14 protein-coding genes and 1 pseudogene are annotated in these 17,325 nt (G+C 65.6%); 8 read left to right on the forward strand and 7 right to left on the reverse strand.

Annotation, left to right across the window (positions count from 1 at the left end):
- Positions 1-23: 23 nt before the first annotated feature.
- Positions 24-806, reverse strand: a complete 783-nt coding sequence (gene otnI, locus JMJ55_RS16555) for a 2-oxo-tetronate isomerase (RefSeq protein WP_202826687.1) — start codon at positions 804-806, stop codon at positions 24-26.
- A 120-nt stretch (positions 807-926) separates the two neighbouring features.
- On the opposite strand from otnI, the gene JMJ55_RS16560 reads away from it, so the two are divergent.
- From JMJ55_RS16560 to JMJ55_RS16580, 5 genes are all read left to right on the forward strand, one after another.
- A complete protein-coding gene (locus JMJ55_RS16560; RefSeq protein WP_202826688.1) occupies positions 927-2,009 on the forward strand; it encodes an AI-2E family transporter in 1,083 nt (360 codons plus the stop codon).
- Between the two features lie 65 nt (positions 2,010-2,074).
- Positions 2,075-3,061, forward strand: coding sequence for an ABC transporter permease (locus JMJ55_RS16565; protein WP_202826689.1), 987 nt, complete (start codon positions 2,075-2,077; stop codon positions 3,059-3,061).
- 3 nt (positions 3,062-3,064) lie between these two features.
- A complete protein-coding gene (locus tag JMJ55_RS16570; protein ID WP_202826690.1) occupies positions 3,065-3,979 on the forward strand; it encodes an ABC transporter permease in 915 nt (304 codons plus the stop codon).
- The gene (locus JMJ55_RS16575) at positions 3,979-4,980 is read left to right on the forward strand and encodes an ABC transporter ATP-binding protein (RefSeq protein ID WP_202826691.1); all 1,002 of its coding nucleotides are present in this window, start codon (positions 3,979-3,981) and stop codon (positions 4,978-4,980) included. Before JMJ55_RS16570 ends, JMJ55_RS16575 begins: the two co-directional genes overlap by 1 nt.
- The gene (locus JMJ55_RS16580) at positions 4,973-6,028 is read left to right on the forward strand and encodes an ABC transporter ATP-binding protein (RefSeq protein WP_202826692.1); all 1,056 of its coding nucleotides are present in this window, start codon (positions 4,973-4,975) and stop codon (positions 6,026-6,028) included. Before JMJ55_RS16575 ends, JMJ55_RS16580 begins: the two co-directional genes overlap by 8 nt.
- Here the strand turns inward: JMJ55_RS16580 and JMJ55_RS16585 are convergent.
- The 3 genes and pseudogenes from JMJ55_RS16585 to JMJ55_RS16595 all read right to left on the reverse strand — a co-directional run.
- Positions 5,995-6,459, reverse strand: a complete 465-nt coding sequence (locus JMJ55_RS16585) for a CreA family protein (protein WP_202826693.1) — start codon at positions 6,457-6,459, stop codon at positions 5,995-5,997. The two genes, JMJ55_RS16580 and JMJ55_RS16585, sit on opposite strands and share 34 nt — an antisense overlap.
- Before the next feature lie 54 nt (positions 6,460-6,513).
- A complete protein-coding gene (gene ggt, locus JMJ55_RS16590; RefSeq protein WP_202826694.1) occupies positions 6,514-8,184 on the reverse strand; it encodes a gamma-glutamyltransferase in 1,671 nt (556 codons plus the stop codon).
- Between the two features lie 30 nt (positions 8,185-8,214).
- Positions 8,215-9,111, reverse strand: a pseudogene (locus JMJ55_RS16595) (YifB family Mg chelatase-like AAA ATPase); the annotation flags it as partial.
- A 53-nt stretch (positions 9,112-9,164) separates the two neighbouring features.
- Here JMJ55_RS16595 and JMJ55_RS16600 point away from each other — a divergent pair.
- Entirely contained in the window at positions 9,165-10,763 is a 1,599-nt protein-coding gene (locus tag JMJ55_RS16600; protein WP_407927543.1) for a recombinase family protein, read from the forward strand.
- A 38-nt stretch (positions 10,764-10,801) separates the two neighbouring features.
- Here the strand turns inward: JMJ55_RS16600 and JMJ55_RS31625 are convergent, their stop codons facing one another.
- Positions 10,802-11,104 (reverse strand): helix-turn-helix domain-containing protein, encoded by a 303-nt coding sequence (locus JMJ55_RS31625; protein WP_328702672.1) that lies wholly within the window; start codon positions 11,102-11,104, stop codon positions 10,802-10,804.
- 52 nt (positions 11,105-11,156) lie between these two features.
- Here JMJ55_RS31625 and JMJ55_RS16610 point away from each other — a divergent pair, with 52 nt between their 5' ends.
- A complete protein-coding gene (locus tag JMJ55_RS16610; protein WP_202826697.1) occupies positions 11,157-12,122 on the forward strand; it encodes a homing endonuclease associated repeat-containing protein in 966 nt (321 codons plus the stop codon).
- Between the two features lie 577 nt (positions 12,123-12,699).
- Here the strand turns inward: JMJ55_RS16610 and JMJ55_RS16615 are convergent.
- Positions 12,700-14,424 (reverse strand): cadherin-like domain-containing protein, encoded by a 1,725-nt coding sequence (locus JMJ55_RS16615; RefSeq protein WP_202826698.1) that lies wholly within the window; start codon positions 14,422-14,424, stop codon positions 12,700-12,702.
- 357 nt (positions 14,425-14,781) lie between these two features.
- Positions 14,782-15,786, reverse strand: coding sequence for a hypothetical protein (locus tag JMJ55_RS16620; protein ID WP_202826699.1), 1,005 nt, complete (start codon positions 15,784-15,786; stop codon positions 14,782-14,784).
- A 1,174-nt stretch (positions 15,787-16,960) separates the two neighbouring features.
- On the opposite strand from JMJ55_RS16620, the gene JMJ55_RS16625 reads away from it, so the two are divergent.
- The gene (locus JMJ55_RS16625; RefSeq protein WP_202826700.1) at positions 16,961-17,263 is read left to right on the forward strand and encodes a DUF6894 family protein; all 303 of its coding nucleotides are present in this window, start codon (positions 16,961-16,963) and stop codon (positions 17,261-17,263) included.
- Positions 17,264-17,325: the final 62 nt, after the last annotated feature.

The raw sequence follows: 17,325 nt of genomic DNA on the forward strand, positions 1-17,325 counted from the left end.
ATCCGGCTGATCCTTCTTGCTGGTCAGGATTTGTAGGGGGCGAACCAGCCGAGCCCGGCCTCGGTCTCGCCGGCGGGCCGGTATTCGCAGCCGATCCAGCCCTGGAAGCCGAGCCGGTCGATCGCCTGGAAGACGAAGGGCCAGTTCACCTCGCCGGTGCCCGGCTCGTTGCGGCCCGGATTGTCGGCCACCTGCATATGCGCGATCAGCGGCATCTGCCGCTCCGCGGTCTTCACCAGATCGCCCTCGGTGATCTGGCAGTGATAGAGGTCGAATTGCAGGCCGAGCTTCGACGGCCCGCCGACCGCGGCGATGATCGCCGCCGCCTCATCCGTGGTGTTGAGGAAGAAGCCCGGGATGTCACGGTGGTTGATCGGCTCGATCACCGGCAGCACCCCGGCCTTGCCGCATTCCTCCGCCGCCCAGGCCAAGTTGGCGGCATAGACCGAGAGCATCGTGTCGCGCGCCATGCCGGCGGGGACCAGCCCGGCCATCAGATGCAGGCGCGGGCAGGCGAGGGTGGTGGCGTAGTCGAGGGCCTTCCGGACGCCCTCGCGGAATTCGGCCTGCCGGCCGGGAAGCGCCGCCTGGCCGCGCTCGCCCTTCGCCCAGTCGCCGGGCGGGGCGTTGAACAGCACCTGGGAGAGGCCGTTATCCTTCAGCCGGGTCGCGATCTCCGCCGCCGGGAAGTCGTAGGGAAAGAGGAACTCCACCGCCTCGAAGCCCGCCGCCCGGGCCCGGGCGAAGCGGTCGAGGAAGGGCACCTCGTTGAACATCATCGACAGGTTGGCGGCGAAGCGCGGCATGGTCCCCCCCCGGCAGGCTTTCGGCGCGCACGCTACTCAGAGCCGGCCGCCCTGGCTACAGGCCCGCTGGTCAGTCCTGCCGGGCATGCGCTGTAGCGCGGCGGATGATACGCTGGGGGCATGACGGAGCGACGCATCCCACCCGAAGCCTTCACCCCGGTCGCGCTGCTCGGCCTGCTCGCCGCCCTGGCGCTGGCGGTCGGGTGCCTGCTGGTGCTCTGGCCCTTCCTCTCGGCGCTGCTCTGGGCGGCGATCCTGGTCTACTCCACCTGGCCGGCCTACAGGGTCCTGCGGGAGCGCACCCGGCTCTCGCCCGGGCTGGCCGCCGGGGTGATGGTGCTGCTGGAATTCCTGCTGATCGGCCTGCCGCTGGTCTTCGCCACGCCCACCCGGCGGGAGGATATCGAGGGGCTGCGGCGGGCGGTCGAGACCTTCCTCACCCAGGGCATGCCGGGCCTCGGCACCTGGCTCGGCAATCTGCCGCTGATCGGTGGCTATCTCGGCCATTACCTCGAAGGGGTGGATTTCGGCTTCTCCGGCCTGACCGACCTGCTCAGCCCCTATGCCGGAACGCTGGCGCAGAATGCGCTCTCGGTGCTGCTCGCCGTGCTGTCCGGCCTGGCCGAAGTGCTGGTCGCCATTTTCCTCGCCTTCTTCCTCTACCGCGACGGGCCGGCGATTGCGCTCCGGGCCGAGCAGGCGCTGGAGCGGCTGGCCGGCGACCGGACCCGCCACCTGGTGGCGCTGACCGGCGATGTGACCCGGGGCGTGGTTTATGGGCTGCTCGGCACGGCGGTGGTGCAGGGGATCATGACGAGCTTCGGCCTCTGGATCGCCGGCGTGCCGCGGCCGGTGCTGCTCGGCGTCGTGGCCGGCGTCATTTCCATCATGCCGGTCGGGGCGCCGCTGGTCTGGATTCCGGCGACCCTCTGGCTGTTCAGCCAGGGCTCGACCGGCTGGGCCGTCTTCCTCGGCCTCTACGGCGCCTTCGGCATCAGCAGCGCGGATAATGTGATCCGGCCCTGGCTCATCTCCCGCGGCGCCGACCTGCCGCTATTGTTGACCCTGCTCGGGGCGCTCGGCGGGGTCTTCGCCTTCGGCTTCCTCGGCCTGTTCCTGGGGCCGGTCCTGCTCGCCGTCGGCTATACCCTGCTCAAGGACTGGGCAACGGAAGGGTCGAAGCCGGCCGGAACATCCGGCTAACACCCTTTCGCGGCAGGGGCCTGCGGCCTATAGGGGCGCGATCCGCCCAGGGACGGTCCCCCCGCATGCTCGCCTTCGTCATCTCCCGAATCCTGCAGGCCCTGCCCGTGATGGCGGTGGTGGCGCTGATCAGCTTCGCCATGTTCGCCTATGTCGGCGATCCGGTGGCGATCATGCTCGGCCAGGACTTCACCGAGGCGCAACGCCAGGCGCTGGTGGCAAGCCTCGGGCTCGACCAGCCCTTCTTCGTGCAATTCGCCAAATTCCTCTGGAATGCGCTGCACGGCGAATTCGGCCTGTCCTACCGGCTGTCCCGCCCGGTGGCGGAGCTGATCGCCGAGCGCGCGCCGGCGACGCTGGAACTCGCCTTCTGCGCCGCGCTGGTCTCGATCTGCATCGGCGTGCCGATGGGGGTCTATACGGGGCTCTACCGCAATTCCTGGCTCAGCCGGCTGTTCCTGACCTTCAGCCTGATCGGGGTCTCGCTGCCGACCTTCCTGATCGGCATCCTGCTGATCCTGGTCTTCTCCGTCTGGCTCGGCTGGCTGCCGAGCTTCGGCCGGGGCGATACGGTGCAGGTCGGCTGGTGGAGCACCGGATTGCTGACCGCCTCCGGCCTCAAGGCGCTGATCCTGCCCTCGATCACCCTCGGCCTGTTCCAGCTCACGCTCATCATGCGGCTGGTCCGGGCGGAGATGCTGGAGGTGCTGCGCACCGACTACATCAAATTCGCCCGCGCCCGGGGCCTCGCCAACCGGGTCATCCATTTCGGCCATGCGCTGAAGAACACGCTGGTGCCGGTCATCACCGTCGCCGGGCTGCAGCTTGGCGGGATCATCGCCTTCGCCATCGTGACGGAGACGGTGTTCCAGTGGCCGGGCATGGGCCTGCTCTTCATCCAGTCGGTCAACTCCGCCGATATCCCGGTCATGGCAGCCTATCTGATGCTCATCGCCCTCGTCTTCGTCACCATCAACCTTGTGGTGGACCTGCTCTACTACGCCGTGGATCCGAGGCTTCGCGTCGGCGGCGGCGCGGCGCGGGGGCACTGAGCCATGGCCGCCGCCATCGCCCGCATGCTGGACAGCGACCTCTGGTGGTCCTTCCGGCGCTCGCCTGTCACCATCGCCTCGGCGGTGGTGGCGCTGGTCTGCATCCTCGGCGCCGCCTTCGCGCCCTTCCTGGCGCCGCATGATCCCTTCGACGTGGCGACGCTGAACCTGATCGATGCCTTCAAGCCGCCGGCCTGGGCGGCAGAGGGCGACGCTGCCTACCTGCTCGGCTCGGACGACCAGGGGCGGGACATCCTTTCGGCCATCATGTATGGCGCGCGGGTCTCGCTGCTGGTGGGCATCTGCTCGGTCGTCTTCGCCATGCTGGTCGGCGTCGCGGTCGGCTTGCTCGCCGGCTATGCCGGCGGGGCGGTGGATGGGTTGCTGATGCGCATCGCCGATATCCAGCTCACCTTCCCGAACATCCTGATCGCGCTGCTGGTCGATGGCGTGGCGCGGGCGGCGCTGCCGCCGGCGGTGCATGACCGGGTTGCCCTGTTTGTCGTCATCTTCGCCATCGGCATCAGCGCCTGGCCGCAATTCGCCCGCACCGTGCGCGGCTCGACCCTGGTGGAGCGCAACAAGGAATATGTCCTGGCCGCCCGGGTGATCGGCATCTCCCAGGCGCGGATCATGCTGACCCATGTGCTGCCGAACGTGCTCGGCCCGGTACTGGTCATCGCCACCCTGGGTCTGTCGAACGCGATTATCTCCGAGGCGACGCTGTCCTATCTCGGCGCCGGCGTGCCGCAGACCCAGCCCTCGCTCGGCACCCTCATCCGCATCGGCAACGACTTCCTGATGAGCGGGGAGTGGTGGATCGCGGTCTTTCCCGGCATCGCGCTGATCGTCATGGTCCTGTCGGTGAACCTGCTCGGCGATTGGCTGCGCGATGCGCTGAACCCGAGGCTCCGTTGATGGCCCCGCTGCTCGAAGTCCGCGACCTCCGGGTCGAATTCCCGACCCGTCGCGGCACCCTGACCGCGCTGGATGGCGTCTCCTTCGACATCGCGCCGGGCGAGGTGCTCGGCATGGTGGGCGAGTCCGGCGCGGGCAAATCCATGACCGGCGCCGCCATTATCGGCCTGCTGGAGCCGCCGGGCCGCATCGCCGGCGGCGAGATCCGGCTGAACGGCAAGCGGATCGACAATCTGCCCTATGAGCAGATGCGGCGCATCCGCGGCCGGGAAATCGGCGCCATCTTCCAGGACCCGCTGACCACGCTGAACCCGCTCTACACCGTCGGGCGGCAGCTGGTGGAGACGATCCAGAGCAATCTCGGCCTCGATGCCGCCGAGGCGCGGCGGCGCGCCGTCCATTGGCTGGAACAGGTAGGCATCCCGGCCGCCGCGCAGCGGGTGGACAGCTACCCGCATGAATTCTCGGGCGGCATGCGCCAGCGCGTGGTCATCGCGCTGGCCCTCTGCGCAGAGCCGAAGCTGATCGTCGCCGATGAGCCGACCACCGCGCTCGATGTCTCCATCCAGGCCCAGGTCATCACCCTGCTGAAGGGGCTGGCCCGGGACAAGGGCACCTCCATGATGCTCGTCACCCACGATATGGGCGTGATCGCCGAGACGGCCGACCGCGTCGCCGTCATGTATGCCGGCCGCATCGCCGAGATCGGCCCGGTGCGGGAGGTGGTGAAGCACCCCAAGCACCCCTATACGCGCGGTCTCATGGCTTCCATCCCGCCGCTCGACCGCCGGGTGGAGAAGCTGGCGCAGATCGACGGCTCCATGCCGCGCCTCTCGGCCATCCCGCCGGGCTGCGCCTTCAACCCGCGCTGCCCGGAGGTCTTCGGCCGCTGCCGCGTGGAACGGCCGGTGCTGCTCGAGGCCGGGGGAACGCGCGCCGCCTGCTGGCTCTACGACCCGGCTTCCGAGAAGCGTGCGCCGGAGGCGATGCGCCATGGCTGAGACGCCCGTCCTCGAGGTCGAGGATCTCGCCAAGACCTTCGACGTCTCCCGCCCCTGGCTCCAGCGCGTGCTGGCGGGGGAGGGGCGGCGGACGCTGCGCGCCGTGGACGGCGTCTCCTTCGATATTCCAAAGGGCACCACCCTGTCCCTGGTCGGCGAGAGCGGCTGCGGCAAGTCGACCGTGGCGCGGCTCGTCGTCGGCCTCTACCGGCCGAGCCGTGGCCGCGTCCTCTTCGAGGGGGTTGAGCTGGAACGCGCCCGTGCCGTCGCCGAGCAACGGCGGCGCATGCAGATGATCTTCCAGGACCCCTATGCCTCGCTCAACCCGCGCTGGCGGGTGAAGGACATCGTCGCCGAGCCGATCCGCGCCTTCGGCCTGGTGAAGGGCGCGGCCGAGCAGCAGGAGATGGTCGGCCGGCTCCTCACCCAGGTCGGCCTCTCGCCGGCGGATGGGGAGAAGTTCCCGCATGAATTCTCGGGTGGCCAGCGCCAGCGCATCTCGATCGCCCGGGCGCTGTCCTCCAACCCCGACTTTCTCGTCTGCGACGAACCGACCAGCGCGCTCGATGTCTCGGTGCAGGCGCAGATCCTGAACCTGATGAAGGATCTGCAACAGCGGCTGGGGCTGACCTATCTGTTCATCAGCCACAACCTCTCGGTGGTGCGGCAGGTCAGCGACCGGATCGGGGTGATGTATCTCGGCCGGCTGGTCGAGCTTTCACCCGCGGAGACGCTCTTCACCGCCCCGCGCCATCCCTATACGCGGGCGCTGATGGAGGCGATCCCCGATCTCGACATGACCGGCCGCCAGCGCATCCCGGTGGGCGGCGAGGTCCCGAGCCCGATCGACCCGCCCTCCGGCTGCCCCTTCCACCCGCGCTGCCCACTGGCCAATGACCGCTGCAAAGCGGAGCGGCCGGCGCTGCTGCCGGCCCGCGGCACGCCGGAGAGCCTGACCGCCTGCCATGCGGTGGAGGAAGGGCGCGATCCCCCGCCGCGGCCGGCCGGGATGGATCAGCGGATGGGCACCACCGCCACCGCGTTATAGGGCGAACCGTCCACCAGCTTGGTGGACCAGGCCATGTAGACGACCACACCGCGCTCCTCGTCGAGGAAGCGGTGCACCCGCGTCTCCTTGAAGAAGAGGCTGGTGTTGCTCTCATAGACATTCTCGCCGCGCTGGCCGCGGCGGGCCTTGTCCGAGACGGTGACCGGCCCCGTCTTGATGCAGGACAGGCCGAAGCGGGCCGGATCCTCGGCCAGCCCGACCATGCCGGAGACGCCGCCGGTCCGCGCCTGGCTGACATAGCAGGAGATGCCGGCGATCTCCGGGTCGTCGAAGCGCTCCACCACCACCCGGTGGCTGCGGGTCAGGCCGAGATTGGTGATGGCCGTGTTGACATGGCCGATCTCCTTGGTCTCCTCGGCCAAGGCCGGGCCGGCGATCAGGAGGGCCAGCAAGGGGGCGACAAATCGCATGACGGGGGTCCCATTCTCGTTCGGCGATCAGGACGCGGCACCTCCGCGATGGTTTCAATCCCCCAACGCAACCCCGTCGCGCCGCGGATCGGCCCCGCCGAGCAGCCGCACCCCCTCCGGCCCACGCAGCAGGCGGATGGCGGTGAGGCCCGAATTCATCACCCGCACCTCCACCGGGAAGCCGCGGGCCTCCAACGCCGGGGCCAGGGCGGCGGCGCCGGTCCCGGCCTCCAGCTCCAGCGTCGCGTTCAGCGCGCCGACCCGAGGCAGGGCTACGGCGGCCTGCGGCTCCATCCCCCAATCCAGCATCGCCACCAGCGTCTGCGCCACATGGCCGATGATCCGCGATCCGCCGGCCGAGCCGACCACCACCACCGGCTGGCCATCCGGGCCGAAGACGATGCTTGGCGCCATGGAGGAGCGGGGGCGCTTCGCCGGCCCCACCCGGTTCGCCACCGGCCTGCCCTCGACCTCCGGCAGGAAGGAGAAATCGGTCAGCTCGTTGTTCAGCAGGAAGCCGCGCACCATGACGCGGGCGCCGAAGGCATCCTCGATGGTGGTGGTCAGTGCCACCGCATTGCCCGCTGCATCGACGATCGAGAGATGGCTGGTGCCATGCTCCGGCTGCGGCGGCTGGGAGGCGAGGGGGGCGCCACCCTGCCAGGGCGGGTTGCCCGGCCTCGGCGCTGCCAGGGCGCGGTCGCGGTCCAGCAACTGGGCGCGGATGGTCAGGTAGGTCGGGTCGAGCAGCCCCCGCACCGGCACCGGCACATGATCCGCATCCGCCAGGTAGCGGTTGCGGTCGGCGAAGGCGATCCGCCCCGCCTCGCCCAGCAGATGCGCCGCATCCACCCCGCGCGGATCGACCAGCATGTCCTGATGCGCCAGCAGGCCGAAGATCTGCAGCACCGCGACGCCGCCCGAGCTCGGAGGCGGCATGGAGCAGATGGTGAATCCGCGATAGGGCCCGCAGACCGCCTCCCGCTCCATCGGCGCATAGCCGGCCAGGTCGTCGGTGGTCAGCAGCCCGGGATTGGCATGGCCGCGCACGGCGCCGGCGATCTCGGCCGCGATCGGGCCGCGATGCAGGGCATCGGCCCCCCCTTCGGCGATGGCGCGGAGCGTGGCGGCGAGGGCCGGGTTGCGCAGCCGCGCGCCCTCGGCGAGCGGGCGTCCCTCCGGCAGGAAATAGGCCCGCGCCTGCGGATCCCGCCGCAGCCTGTCGGCATCCGCTGCGACCTGGGCAGCGAGGCGGGCGGTGACGGGGAAGCCCGCCTCGCTCGCGGCGATGGCCGGGGCGAAAAGCTGCGCCCAGGGCAGCTTGCCATGGCGCCGATGCGCCGCTTCCAGCATGCGGATCGCGCCCGGCACGCCCACGGCGCGGCCGCCCACTGCCGCCTCATAAAAGCCCATCGGCTGGCCGTCGCGCAGGAACAGGCCCGGCCCGGCCGCGGCCGGCGCCGTCTCCCGCCCGTCCCAGGCCGCGAGGTGCCGGGTGTTTGCGTCCCAATGCAGCATCAGCGCCCCGCCGCCGAGGCCGGAGGCTTGCGGCTCGACCAGGGCCAGCATGGCTTGGGCGGCGATGGCGGCATCGATCGCGCTGCCGCCGGCCCGCAGCATGGCAAGGCCCGCCTCGGCCGCCATGGGATGCGCGGCGACGACCATCTGCCGCTGGGCCTGGGCCGGCAGAGCCAGGCAGAGGAGCAGGAAGAGAAGACGGACCATGATGCTCCGGCGCGGAGGGGAGCCCGGGTTCTAGCCTCCGCTGGCGGTTGCGGGAACCGGGCCGCGATGCCGGAAGGCCAGCGCCTCCGCCACATGGCCGCGCTGGACCGTGGTGCTGCCGGCGAGATCGGCGATGGTCCGCGCAACCCGCAGGGTCCGGGTATAGCCCCGGGCCGAGAGCCGGAGCCGCTCCGCCGCCTGTTCCGCGAGCTGCCGGGCAGGGCCGTCGGCCGCGAGGCTGCGTTCCAGCACCGTGCCCTCGGCCGCCGCATTGCAGCGCGGGCCCTCGGGCCCATAGCGCTCGCGCTGCCGCAGCCGCGCCGCCTCGACCCGGGCCGCGACCACGGCGCTGGTCTCGCCGGCCGGGGCGCGCGCCAGTTCGGAGGCCGGAACCGGCATCACCTCGATGGCGAGGTCCATCCGGTCCAGCAGCGGGCCGGAGAGGCGCATGCGGTAATCGTCGCCGCAGCGCGGCGCCCGGCCGCATTCCCGAGCGGCATCGCCGAGATAGCCGCAGCGGCAGGGATTCATCGCCGCGATGCATTGGAATCGCGCCGGATAGGTCACATGCGCATTGGCGCGGCTGATCGTGGTGCGGCCGGTCTCCATCGGCTGGCGCAGGGCCTCCAGCGCCGCACGCGGGAATTCCGGCCATTCGTCGAGGAAGAGGACGCCGTGATGCGCGAGGCTGATCTCGCCCGGCTTGGCGCGCCCGCCGCCGCCGATCAGCGCCGCCGGGCTGGCGGAGTGGTGCGGTTCCCGGAAGGGCGGACGCACGACCAGCCTGCCGCCGCGCAGCAAGCCGGCGATGGAATGCACCAGGCTGACCTCCAACGCCTCGGCCGGCGAGAGGTCGGGCAGCAGCCCTGCCAGCCGCGCCGCCAGCATGGATTTGCCGGCGCCGGGCGGGCCGCTCATCAACAGGTTAAGAACATAAGAACCGGTCCATGCAACCTTACGGTTCATGGAGGCTTCCACTCATGTCCACTCCAAAGGCCTATAGCTACCTTCGCTTCTCAACCCCTGAGCAAATGAAGGGCGACAGCTTCCGGCGGCAGGCTGCACTTGCCGAGGCGTATGCGATCCAGCACCGGCTGGAACTGGACCGCGACCTCACCTTCCGCGATCTAGGCGTCTCAGCGTTCCGTGGGAAGAATGCGGAGACGGGACGATTGGGCGATTTCCGTCAGGCTGTCGCCGACGGACTGGTGCCGGCGGGATCGTTCCTCCTGGTAGAAAGCCTCGATCGAATCAGCAGGCAGGCTGCTCGGAAAGCGATTCGTGTCCTCGAAGATATTGTCGACCAAGGCGTAACCGTCGTCACGCTGAACGATGGTCGGGCCTACGATAAGGGTGCTTTGGATAACGACCCCATGGCGCTCCTGATCGCCCTCCTCACTTTCATTCGGGCGAATGAGGAGAGTGCCATGAAATCCCGACGCCTCAGGGCCGCGTGGGAGGGCAAGCGTCAGCGGGCTACATCAGGTGTAGGGATGACTGCCCGTTGCCCCTCTTGGCTCCGGCTGGACCCGGTGTCCCGTCAATATGTGCCTATTCCGCAAAGGGCGGAGGTAGTAGCGCGGATTTTCCAGATGGCTTCTGACGGTATCGGCCTCCACGGAATCGCCGCAACTCTGAATACCGAGTGTATTCCGACTTTCGGTGACACGACTAGAAAAGCGGAGTTCTGGAACCGAAGCTACGTGGCAAAGATCATCGAGAGCCCGGCGGTCATCGGGACCTTCGTGCCGCACACGGTAGACTATACTGGGGGAACGAAGCGTCGGGTTCCCGATAAGCCGATTGAAGGATATTTCCCAAGTATCGTCGACATCGCATTGCACGGCCAAGTTCGACTGGCGCGCCTCAACTGTCGCGCGCCGTCGACACGAACTGCGAACCGCGAGACGGCAAGTATGCTTGCTGGTTTGGCGGGCTGCCCGTTGTGCGGCGCGACCATGACCCGAGTTAGTAAGGGGGCGAAAGGCGGCAAGCCGCGCCTTACCTGTGTCCGCGCGAAAAAAGGTGCTTGCGGAGGAGCAAGTGTGCCGCAGCCGGAAGTTGAGGACGCCCTGATTTATTGGGCCGACAGCCTTGCGCGCGTGCCTTCGGGTGGCTCGGAATGGGAAGAAGCCTACTTCGATTGCAAGCAGAGGATCATCGGTCTTGACCGCCTTATTGCATCAGCGACAAGCGAACTGATCGAAACGCAGTCACCTGCTGTGCGGGATCGCTTACGTAAGCTGGAAGCAGAGCGGGCGGAGGCTGTCACCCAGCTTAAGGCGCTTGAAGCGCGCGCCATTGCTGCTGGGCCCGGATTGCAAAGAGCAGCGCATCAACTTCGGGACGCACTCAGAAGCCAGCCGCTTAATCGCCTAAGCGTCAACGGCCTTTTGCGTCAGATGTTCGATGCCGTGACCGTTGACGCCGAGGAGGCCGAACTGCGGTTCTTCTGGAAACATGGCGTCGAACAGGCCCTGCCTCTGGATGTGAAGCTCACCCCACCCTTAGCCCCAGGCTACCCGACGCCATTGGCAGATGCAGCACGCCGTCTCTTATCACGCCAAGGGCGATCTTAACGACCACGCGGCGAGCTTTGCTCAAGTCGCGCGCCTGCCTAATCTCGCTTGATAATCGCCATCGCTTCCCGCAGCGCCGCTTCGCGCGTCAGCCGCACGCCGGGCCCACCGCCGTTTGCGGGGATGAATTCGACACCGGCCGCGGTCAACGCATCCGTCAGTGCCATAAGCGTTCGACTTTGAGGCCGTGCGGTTTGGCCAGACTCAAGTTCAACGAGTGCACGTAGCGACACGCCACTCTCTTTAGCTAAACGAGTCCGCGACCAATCCAAGAGTCCGCGACCAGCCCGGATTTGGGCTGGCAAAAGCGCGCGATTCGTGCGGAAGTCCTGCTCGCTCACGGAAAGCGGTGCCAGATGCGGCGCCGTCGTGCAAGCGGAGGTGGGTCACGTCATGCCTAAGAAGGCAGTTGCGGTGAAGCGTGACGATATGGCCGACCTGTTTAACGCATCCTCTACGGGTGGAAAGTCGGTCACGGACGCCGAGCTATTCAGCTTCCCGGCTGTCAGGCGGCGATATTCCGACGCCGAGCTCCTGGCTGACCTTCGCGCCTTCGGGGCCGAATTTGGTCCGAGGGACCGCACAATGCTGAACTACCGCGACTGGCCGAAGCGGCAATTTCACCACTACACAATCATCGCACAGCTTGGCACTTGGATACAGGCTCTTCGAAGAGCCGGGCTGGACCATGAAACGCGGCAACGCAACGCGCCGACGAAAGCAGATGTCGAAGCCGAGCTTAGGCGATTCGCCAAAGCAACCCGTGTTGCAGATCGCACGCTGGCTAACTTCAAAGACTGGCGACTGCGAAGGATCAGCCCAACCGCCGTCTCTCGCTACTTCGGCTCTTGGTTTGATGCCTTCCAGGAGCTTGGCATCGCAGTTCCAGGCCGCACGAAATCGTCCCGGCACTCAGAAGAAGAAATTATCGCGGCTGTCGAGCGAATTTGGCGTTGGTGCGGGCGGCCACCGTCGGCAGAGGACTTCAAAAAATATGCCCGTATCCACGACGACGGAATCTCATTCGGGGCAGTCTATTACCACTTTGGTGCTTTAAAGCCCTTCTTGGCCTCCTTCGTGCAATGGAAGCAAGGAAGGCTCACCCTGGCGCAGTTTTTGACAGGCGCTCGAATGGGGCGGCTACGCGATCCAGTGCGGCCCAAGGTCCGGTATGCCTTGCTCAATGCTCGGAACTACACCTGCGACGCCTGCGGTAGAAGCCCGAAGCTGCATCCCGGCACGGTGCTGCATATCGACCATGTCATTCCGGTTTCGAAGGGCGGAACCGATGATCTGAGCAACCTCCGTGTCCTTTGTCAGGTTTGCAACATTGGGAAGGGCAACCGATTCGCCGATTGAGACTGATGCTTGGCCTCTTTGGCACCCCACGAAATGGCAGCTAGCGAAGCTGCTTGACTCTGCCGGATGTGAATCTTCCTCCTGCTAGTTGGCCTTGGCTTCGAACCACTAAAAAAGGAAGGATGAGGGGGGAAAGGCAATATGCATAACATTCCTGCTCGCCTGCCCTGACCCTACCGCAACCCCACCCAAGCTTCGCTTCAGCACAGCCGACCTGCCTAGCCCGCTTATTAGATTGGTCGGCTCCGCTTGCCTGGCCGTAGCCTGTAGCGGCACCACGCCGACCACGAACAAGAGCGAGGAACCCACGACGTGACCACCACGCTGGTGATTGACCGACCCGATTACAGAAGGGCCTGTTGTCGCCTGAAGGGCCTCGGTGCCCAATAGGGTTGGGGCGAGCTATCGAGGGGCTATGCACCCCCGAGCTGCCCCTACGTGCCCCCGTGCACGGGGCTCGTAGCGTTGCGGGGTTGTGTTGGGTGCCTAATGCAGTGCTGGTCTGTATGACCCTTGCAGGCTAATTAAGGTGATGGTGCGGATTGCTCCGCACCGTCCTTCAAGTCCTAACCACAGATTAGGCAAAATCGAAGTCTATCAGAATCTGCTGTCCCGCCAGAAAGCTCGCGCTGCTTCCGGCTGAAAAATCAAGATAAGCGTAGTTGGACCCATAGCTTACCGAGGCGGTATCGAAGGCCGGATCGGAAACAGTCTCCGATTCAATGTGGGCGCCGGCAACGTTTGGAGATCCGGCACCAAATTTCATCAGGATACCGAAGTCACCAAAAAAACTATGCTGGGCGCCGACGTCTATAGCGACCTTGCCGTCACCCGTAATATCGAACTTGAATACATCGAGATCAAATACGCCGTTAGACCAGAAATCCTGAACTTCAACGCCGTCGCCAATGGTTCCTGACTTTGTGCCAGCACTTGCGGAAAGCGGATTGTTGTGATCGACGCCTAGTGAGACAGTGAAGCTCTTGCCGATCAGCGACTGGATTGGGAGAGCCTCCACCGCTGCTGTTGCGGCTGATGATTCGCTTTCCAGCGTGCCGCCGCCGTCGGTAAAAGTGGCTAGGGCGTGAATGGCTGTGCCTACATCAGCAGCGACCGCAGTGTAGGTTGAACCACTTCCTACTTTTGTGGCCCCAGCGAACCATTCGTAAGTGATAGCGCCAAGGCCATCCACGTCGGCGAGGGTGTTGGATGCAGTGAGCACCTCGCCGACCTTCGCTGTGCCTGATACCGACACGCCGCCAGTGTGCGCGTCGTTTACGGCTGCGAGATTGAAGTTCTGGCTGGCCGCCATCACGCCGCCGTTGCCGTCGATAACGTTGTAGGACAGGGCGACCAAGCCATTATAATTCGCGGTCGGCGTAATGGTGTAGGTGCCGTTGCCGCTGTCGGCCACTGCCCCATGGTTGGCTGCAAGAGCCGACACCGAAAGCTTGTCACCGTCAAGGTCACTAAAGCCCTGGAGCAAGTCGGCGGCGCTGACGATATAAGCGGTGTCCTCGGTGCCGGCCGAGAGCGTCGCAGTAGCGGAGCCCACCGGGGCATCATTTACCGCAGCGATCGTGAGGCCAACCTTCGCCGTCGCGGTCAGGAGATCATTGGCGCTGGCGCCCTTGATGGCGTCGCTAACTGTGTAGCTAAACTCAGCGGCACCAAAGTAGTTGGCGTCAGGCGTATAGGTGATGGTCTGCTTGTCCGCAGACACCACCACGCTGCCATGTGTGGCACCGCCTACGCCAGTGATGACCAGATCGTCGCCATCAGGATCACTGTCATTAGCCAGCAGGGTTGATGCCTGGATGACAATGCCAGTGTCCTCCTTACCCGTTGCCACGTCAGCTACCGCCACGGGACCCTTGTTGGTGGTCAAGAAGATGGTTTTGTCCGAGAACTCGAGACGCTCGACGTTGGTCAGCTTGTCGTTGCCGTCCCAGGTGGTTTCTTGGTTGTCACGGTGCTTGACCATTGTGACGCCGTTGACGGTGGAGATTGTAAAGTCCGACGACTGGTCAGTGTAGAGCGCGGTATCAGTGCCGCCTGCGCCATCGAAGTCGTCATTGCCGGCGCCGCCGTAGAACGCCTCGTTGGCCGCAGTGCCAACTTTCTTGTCGTTGCCGGACGTCCCATTAATGCGCTGATACGCCATTTTTGCTCTCCATTTTCCAACCTCAACCTCTGTAGCCGGACCGCTTTCGTCGTCTAAGAAAATAAAAAGAAACAAACGCGTTGTAACTGATTCGTGATTGATGAATGATGCAACTTGTTTGGATGAACGCAAACACATGCAGGTGTTTAATCGAGAAGCGTTTCGATGCGGTTGTGGCCCGGCCCGGACGTAAATACGCCTGGACCTTTCCAGCCTCTGTTTAGAAGTCGAGCACTGTTAGTTGAGTTAGGGATTTTGCATTCCCCACTATGTCTGCATTCTGCACACGAGCGAACCGCTACGAACTTGGACGTATCTGATGCCGGCTCTGTTGGGGCCCATGCTGCCCCTGAGAGCCCCGCACAGAGGCTAGTAGCGGGTCAGTGCTCGCTGGGTGTCTATGCGGGGCAGGGCTGTATGACTCTGCTAGGCAGGCCTCCAGCATCAGCGCCTCAGGCTCCGTAGCAGGGCGCTGACCAAGCCATTTAGCGGTGCTTACAGCAGCAATGGCCTGTCGATCGTCAATCGAAGTGCGAGGCCGATTTCTTGCCGCGAGATCGCGCGGATCAGGTCGCAGGCGAGGCCCGCAGCAGAGGCCGGGACGAGGATGCCGTCATGGATCGGCAGCCCAAGAATCCCCTGCCGGTTCAGCGCCTGGACAACGGCGAGCATGATGTCGGCCTCGATGCCCATCAGGAGGTGGGTGAGGACGCGCTTCGGCTGCGCGACGGCGGCAAACTCTGTTGCCAAGCGCCACGGCTCGGCAAGCCAAGGGTAGCGCCCGAGCACCGCGCCCATGACCTTCAGCGGGTCAATGGCGGCCAGTTCCGCCATCCGCTCAAGCGGTCCACGCGGCCACTTCCGCACCGGACTGCCCTTGCCCAAGGTTGCGTTCACCCACGCCTTGACGACGCGCCGGTCAAACCCTGGCACGGCGTAGAGGTCACCTTCCGGCAGCGGCAGCCCCACTAAGGCGTGCATGATGGACAGGTGCGACGAACTGATGTCGATTTCGACCACCGGCTCGCCGTTGATCCGGATGTCGTTGATACGGCGCTCGGGCGGCATATTCTGGTAGTTGCCGTCGCCCACCGCATGGAGCCGTCCGTAGAGGCGCCAGTCTCCCCGGAAATGGCGTTGCCAGCGCGGAGGCAGGCATCCGGTGACGTTGAAGCCTGCGGCAAAGATGTTCAGGCGCTCCACCTCGGCTTTGAGCGAGGCGGCGATGGGGTCGTGCGGGTCGATCCGGAGCTTGCGTCCGCGATCGGCGTTCGGATGCGCCGTGACCTCCTTCAGGACGATCGACTCGCGGACCTTGGGCACCTTTTGCGAAGCGGATTTCCGCCAGCCGAAGTCCTTGCTGACCGTAGCGGTGTCGATACCGTAGGTGGCGGCGAGGGTCAGCAGCCGCTCGGTTGGCCAGAAGCGGGATGCGGCGCCCTTGGAGCCGTCCGAGAGGCGACCACCCTTCCTGCGGCGTAGGAGGTAGTCTTTCTCCATCCACCGAAGGGCATCCGAGAAGGCCGGGTAGCCGATGTCCTCGCCCGTGAAGCTGGCCGCATGGAGGGTCCGGGAGACTGCCCGAGGCGGTGTCTCCGACCAGGCTAGAAGTAGGTTCCCAACAATTGCGCCTAAGGCTGCCCGAAGCTGCCTGTCAGCATCGGCTCTGCGAGCCCGCCCGCGGGGCTTGTGATAAGCCTCCGCCAGTAGAACGCGCCGATGGACCTCTGCGGCCAAGGCTTCGGCTGCTGGATTGGCAGGGGTCCGGAGGGGATTGAGATAGCGGGAGTCGCTGACGGCCTTCCGAGACAGTCTTTCCGGGGTGAAGCGGAAGCCTCCCATTCGGCCAAGAGGGGAGTCCGGACGCAGGGGAGGAATCGGCCCAGGTGTTGGCTTCGCCTTCCTCGCGCGTCGAGGCCGCGCCGGAGGTGTCTTGGTGGGATCTTCGGTCTTGGGTGGAAGAACAGAGTCCGGAAGCGGTATCGGAGCGTTGTGGATCGAGGTTTCGACAGGGCTAGTATCCCCATCGAAGAACTCTCGAAGCCAATCATCATCGGCGTTGGCTTCTGGTTCTTCTAGATGGTCCTTATTGTTATACGGCCCCCCGGAGGGAAGCCTACTGGTAGACTTAAGCGTGCAGTCATCATCTGCCAGCAGGTCTGGCGGGAGGGTAGTCTGATCTAGCGGGGGCATGAGGGGACCAAGGCATGGGGTGGGCCAACCCCTAGCCCGCACCCGCACCTCCGCCAGCCGGGCTTGGGCATCCGGTCAGCGTCGATCAGGGCTCAGGTAATGGCGCTTGCCGGGGAGCAAGGCCTAGGGATCGGGATGCCGTATATTGCTATTCACGAATTCGTGATGTCAAGGAAAAAGCCTTGTGGGCCGATGGCAACAGTGATCCGCCGGCTCGGCCCGATTAGGACCATCAAAGTGGTGCCATTCCTCCACAAGGAATGTTTGGTAACCGCCTGCATCTAGTATCCGGACCCCCACCCTGGCCCAAGCCCCCCTTGCCGGTTAGGACGCCGATCACGGAATTCGATAGCGGCAGCGACGGGGCTTCGGATGTGACGGAATGCTGTGGGCAATACCCCCATGGGCACACTGACGGTGCCGCCGGCCATGGCCATCCCTGGCCGCGCGACGATCAAGGACCCTACCCCATAAGCCCACTTTGAAACGCAAGCGGAAAATCCGCAACCGTTCTGAACCATTCGATGGCGCGGCGCGCTGTTCGGGCGTGCCCCGCTACTTCTTCCACCTTCGTGGGTTTGACGGCTTGGACGTCGAGGATTTCGAAGGGACCGATCGTCCGGACCTCGATCGCGCGCGAGCCGAGGCGGTCAGGGACGCACGCATCTTGATTGGCCAGCAAATCGGCAAAGACGGGACGGTGCTGCGCGGATGGTTCGCGATTTGCGATAAGGCGGGGAAGGTGCTGGCAGTAGTGCCGCTTCGAAACACCCTGACCTTCTAGGGGCAGCGCAAGCGTCACGCTTCGGCGCCTGTCGGTCCACTTCCACCCTTCGCAGTTATCCC

This window comes from Belnapia mucosa, from assembly GCF_016775475.1.
GTDB classification, from domain to species: domain Bacteria; phylum Pseudomonadota; class Alphaproteobacteria; order Acetobacterales; family Acetobacteraceae; genus Belnapia; species Belnapia mucosa.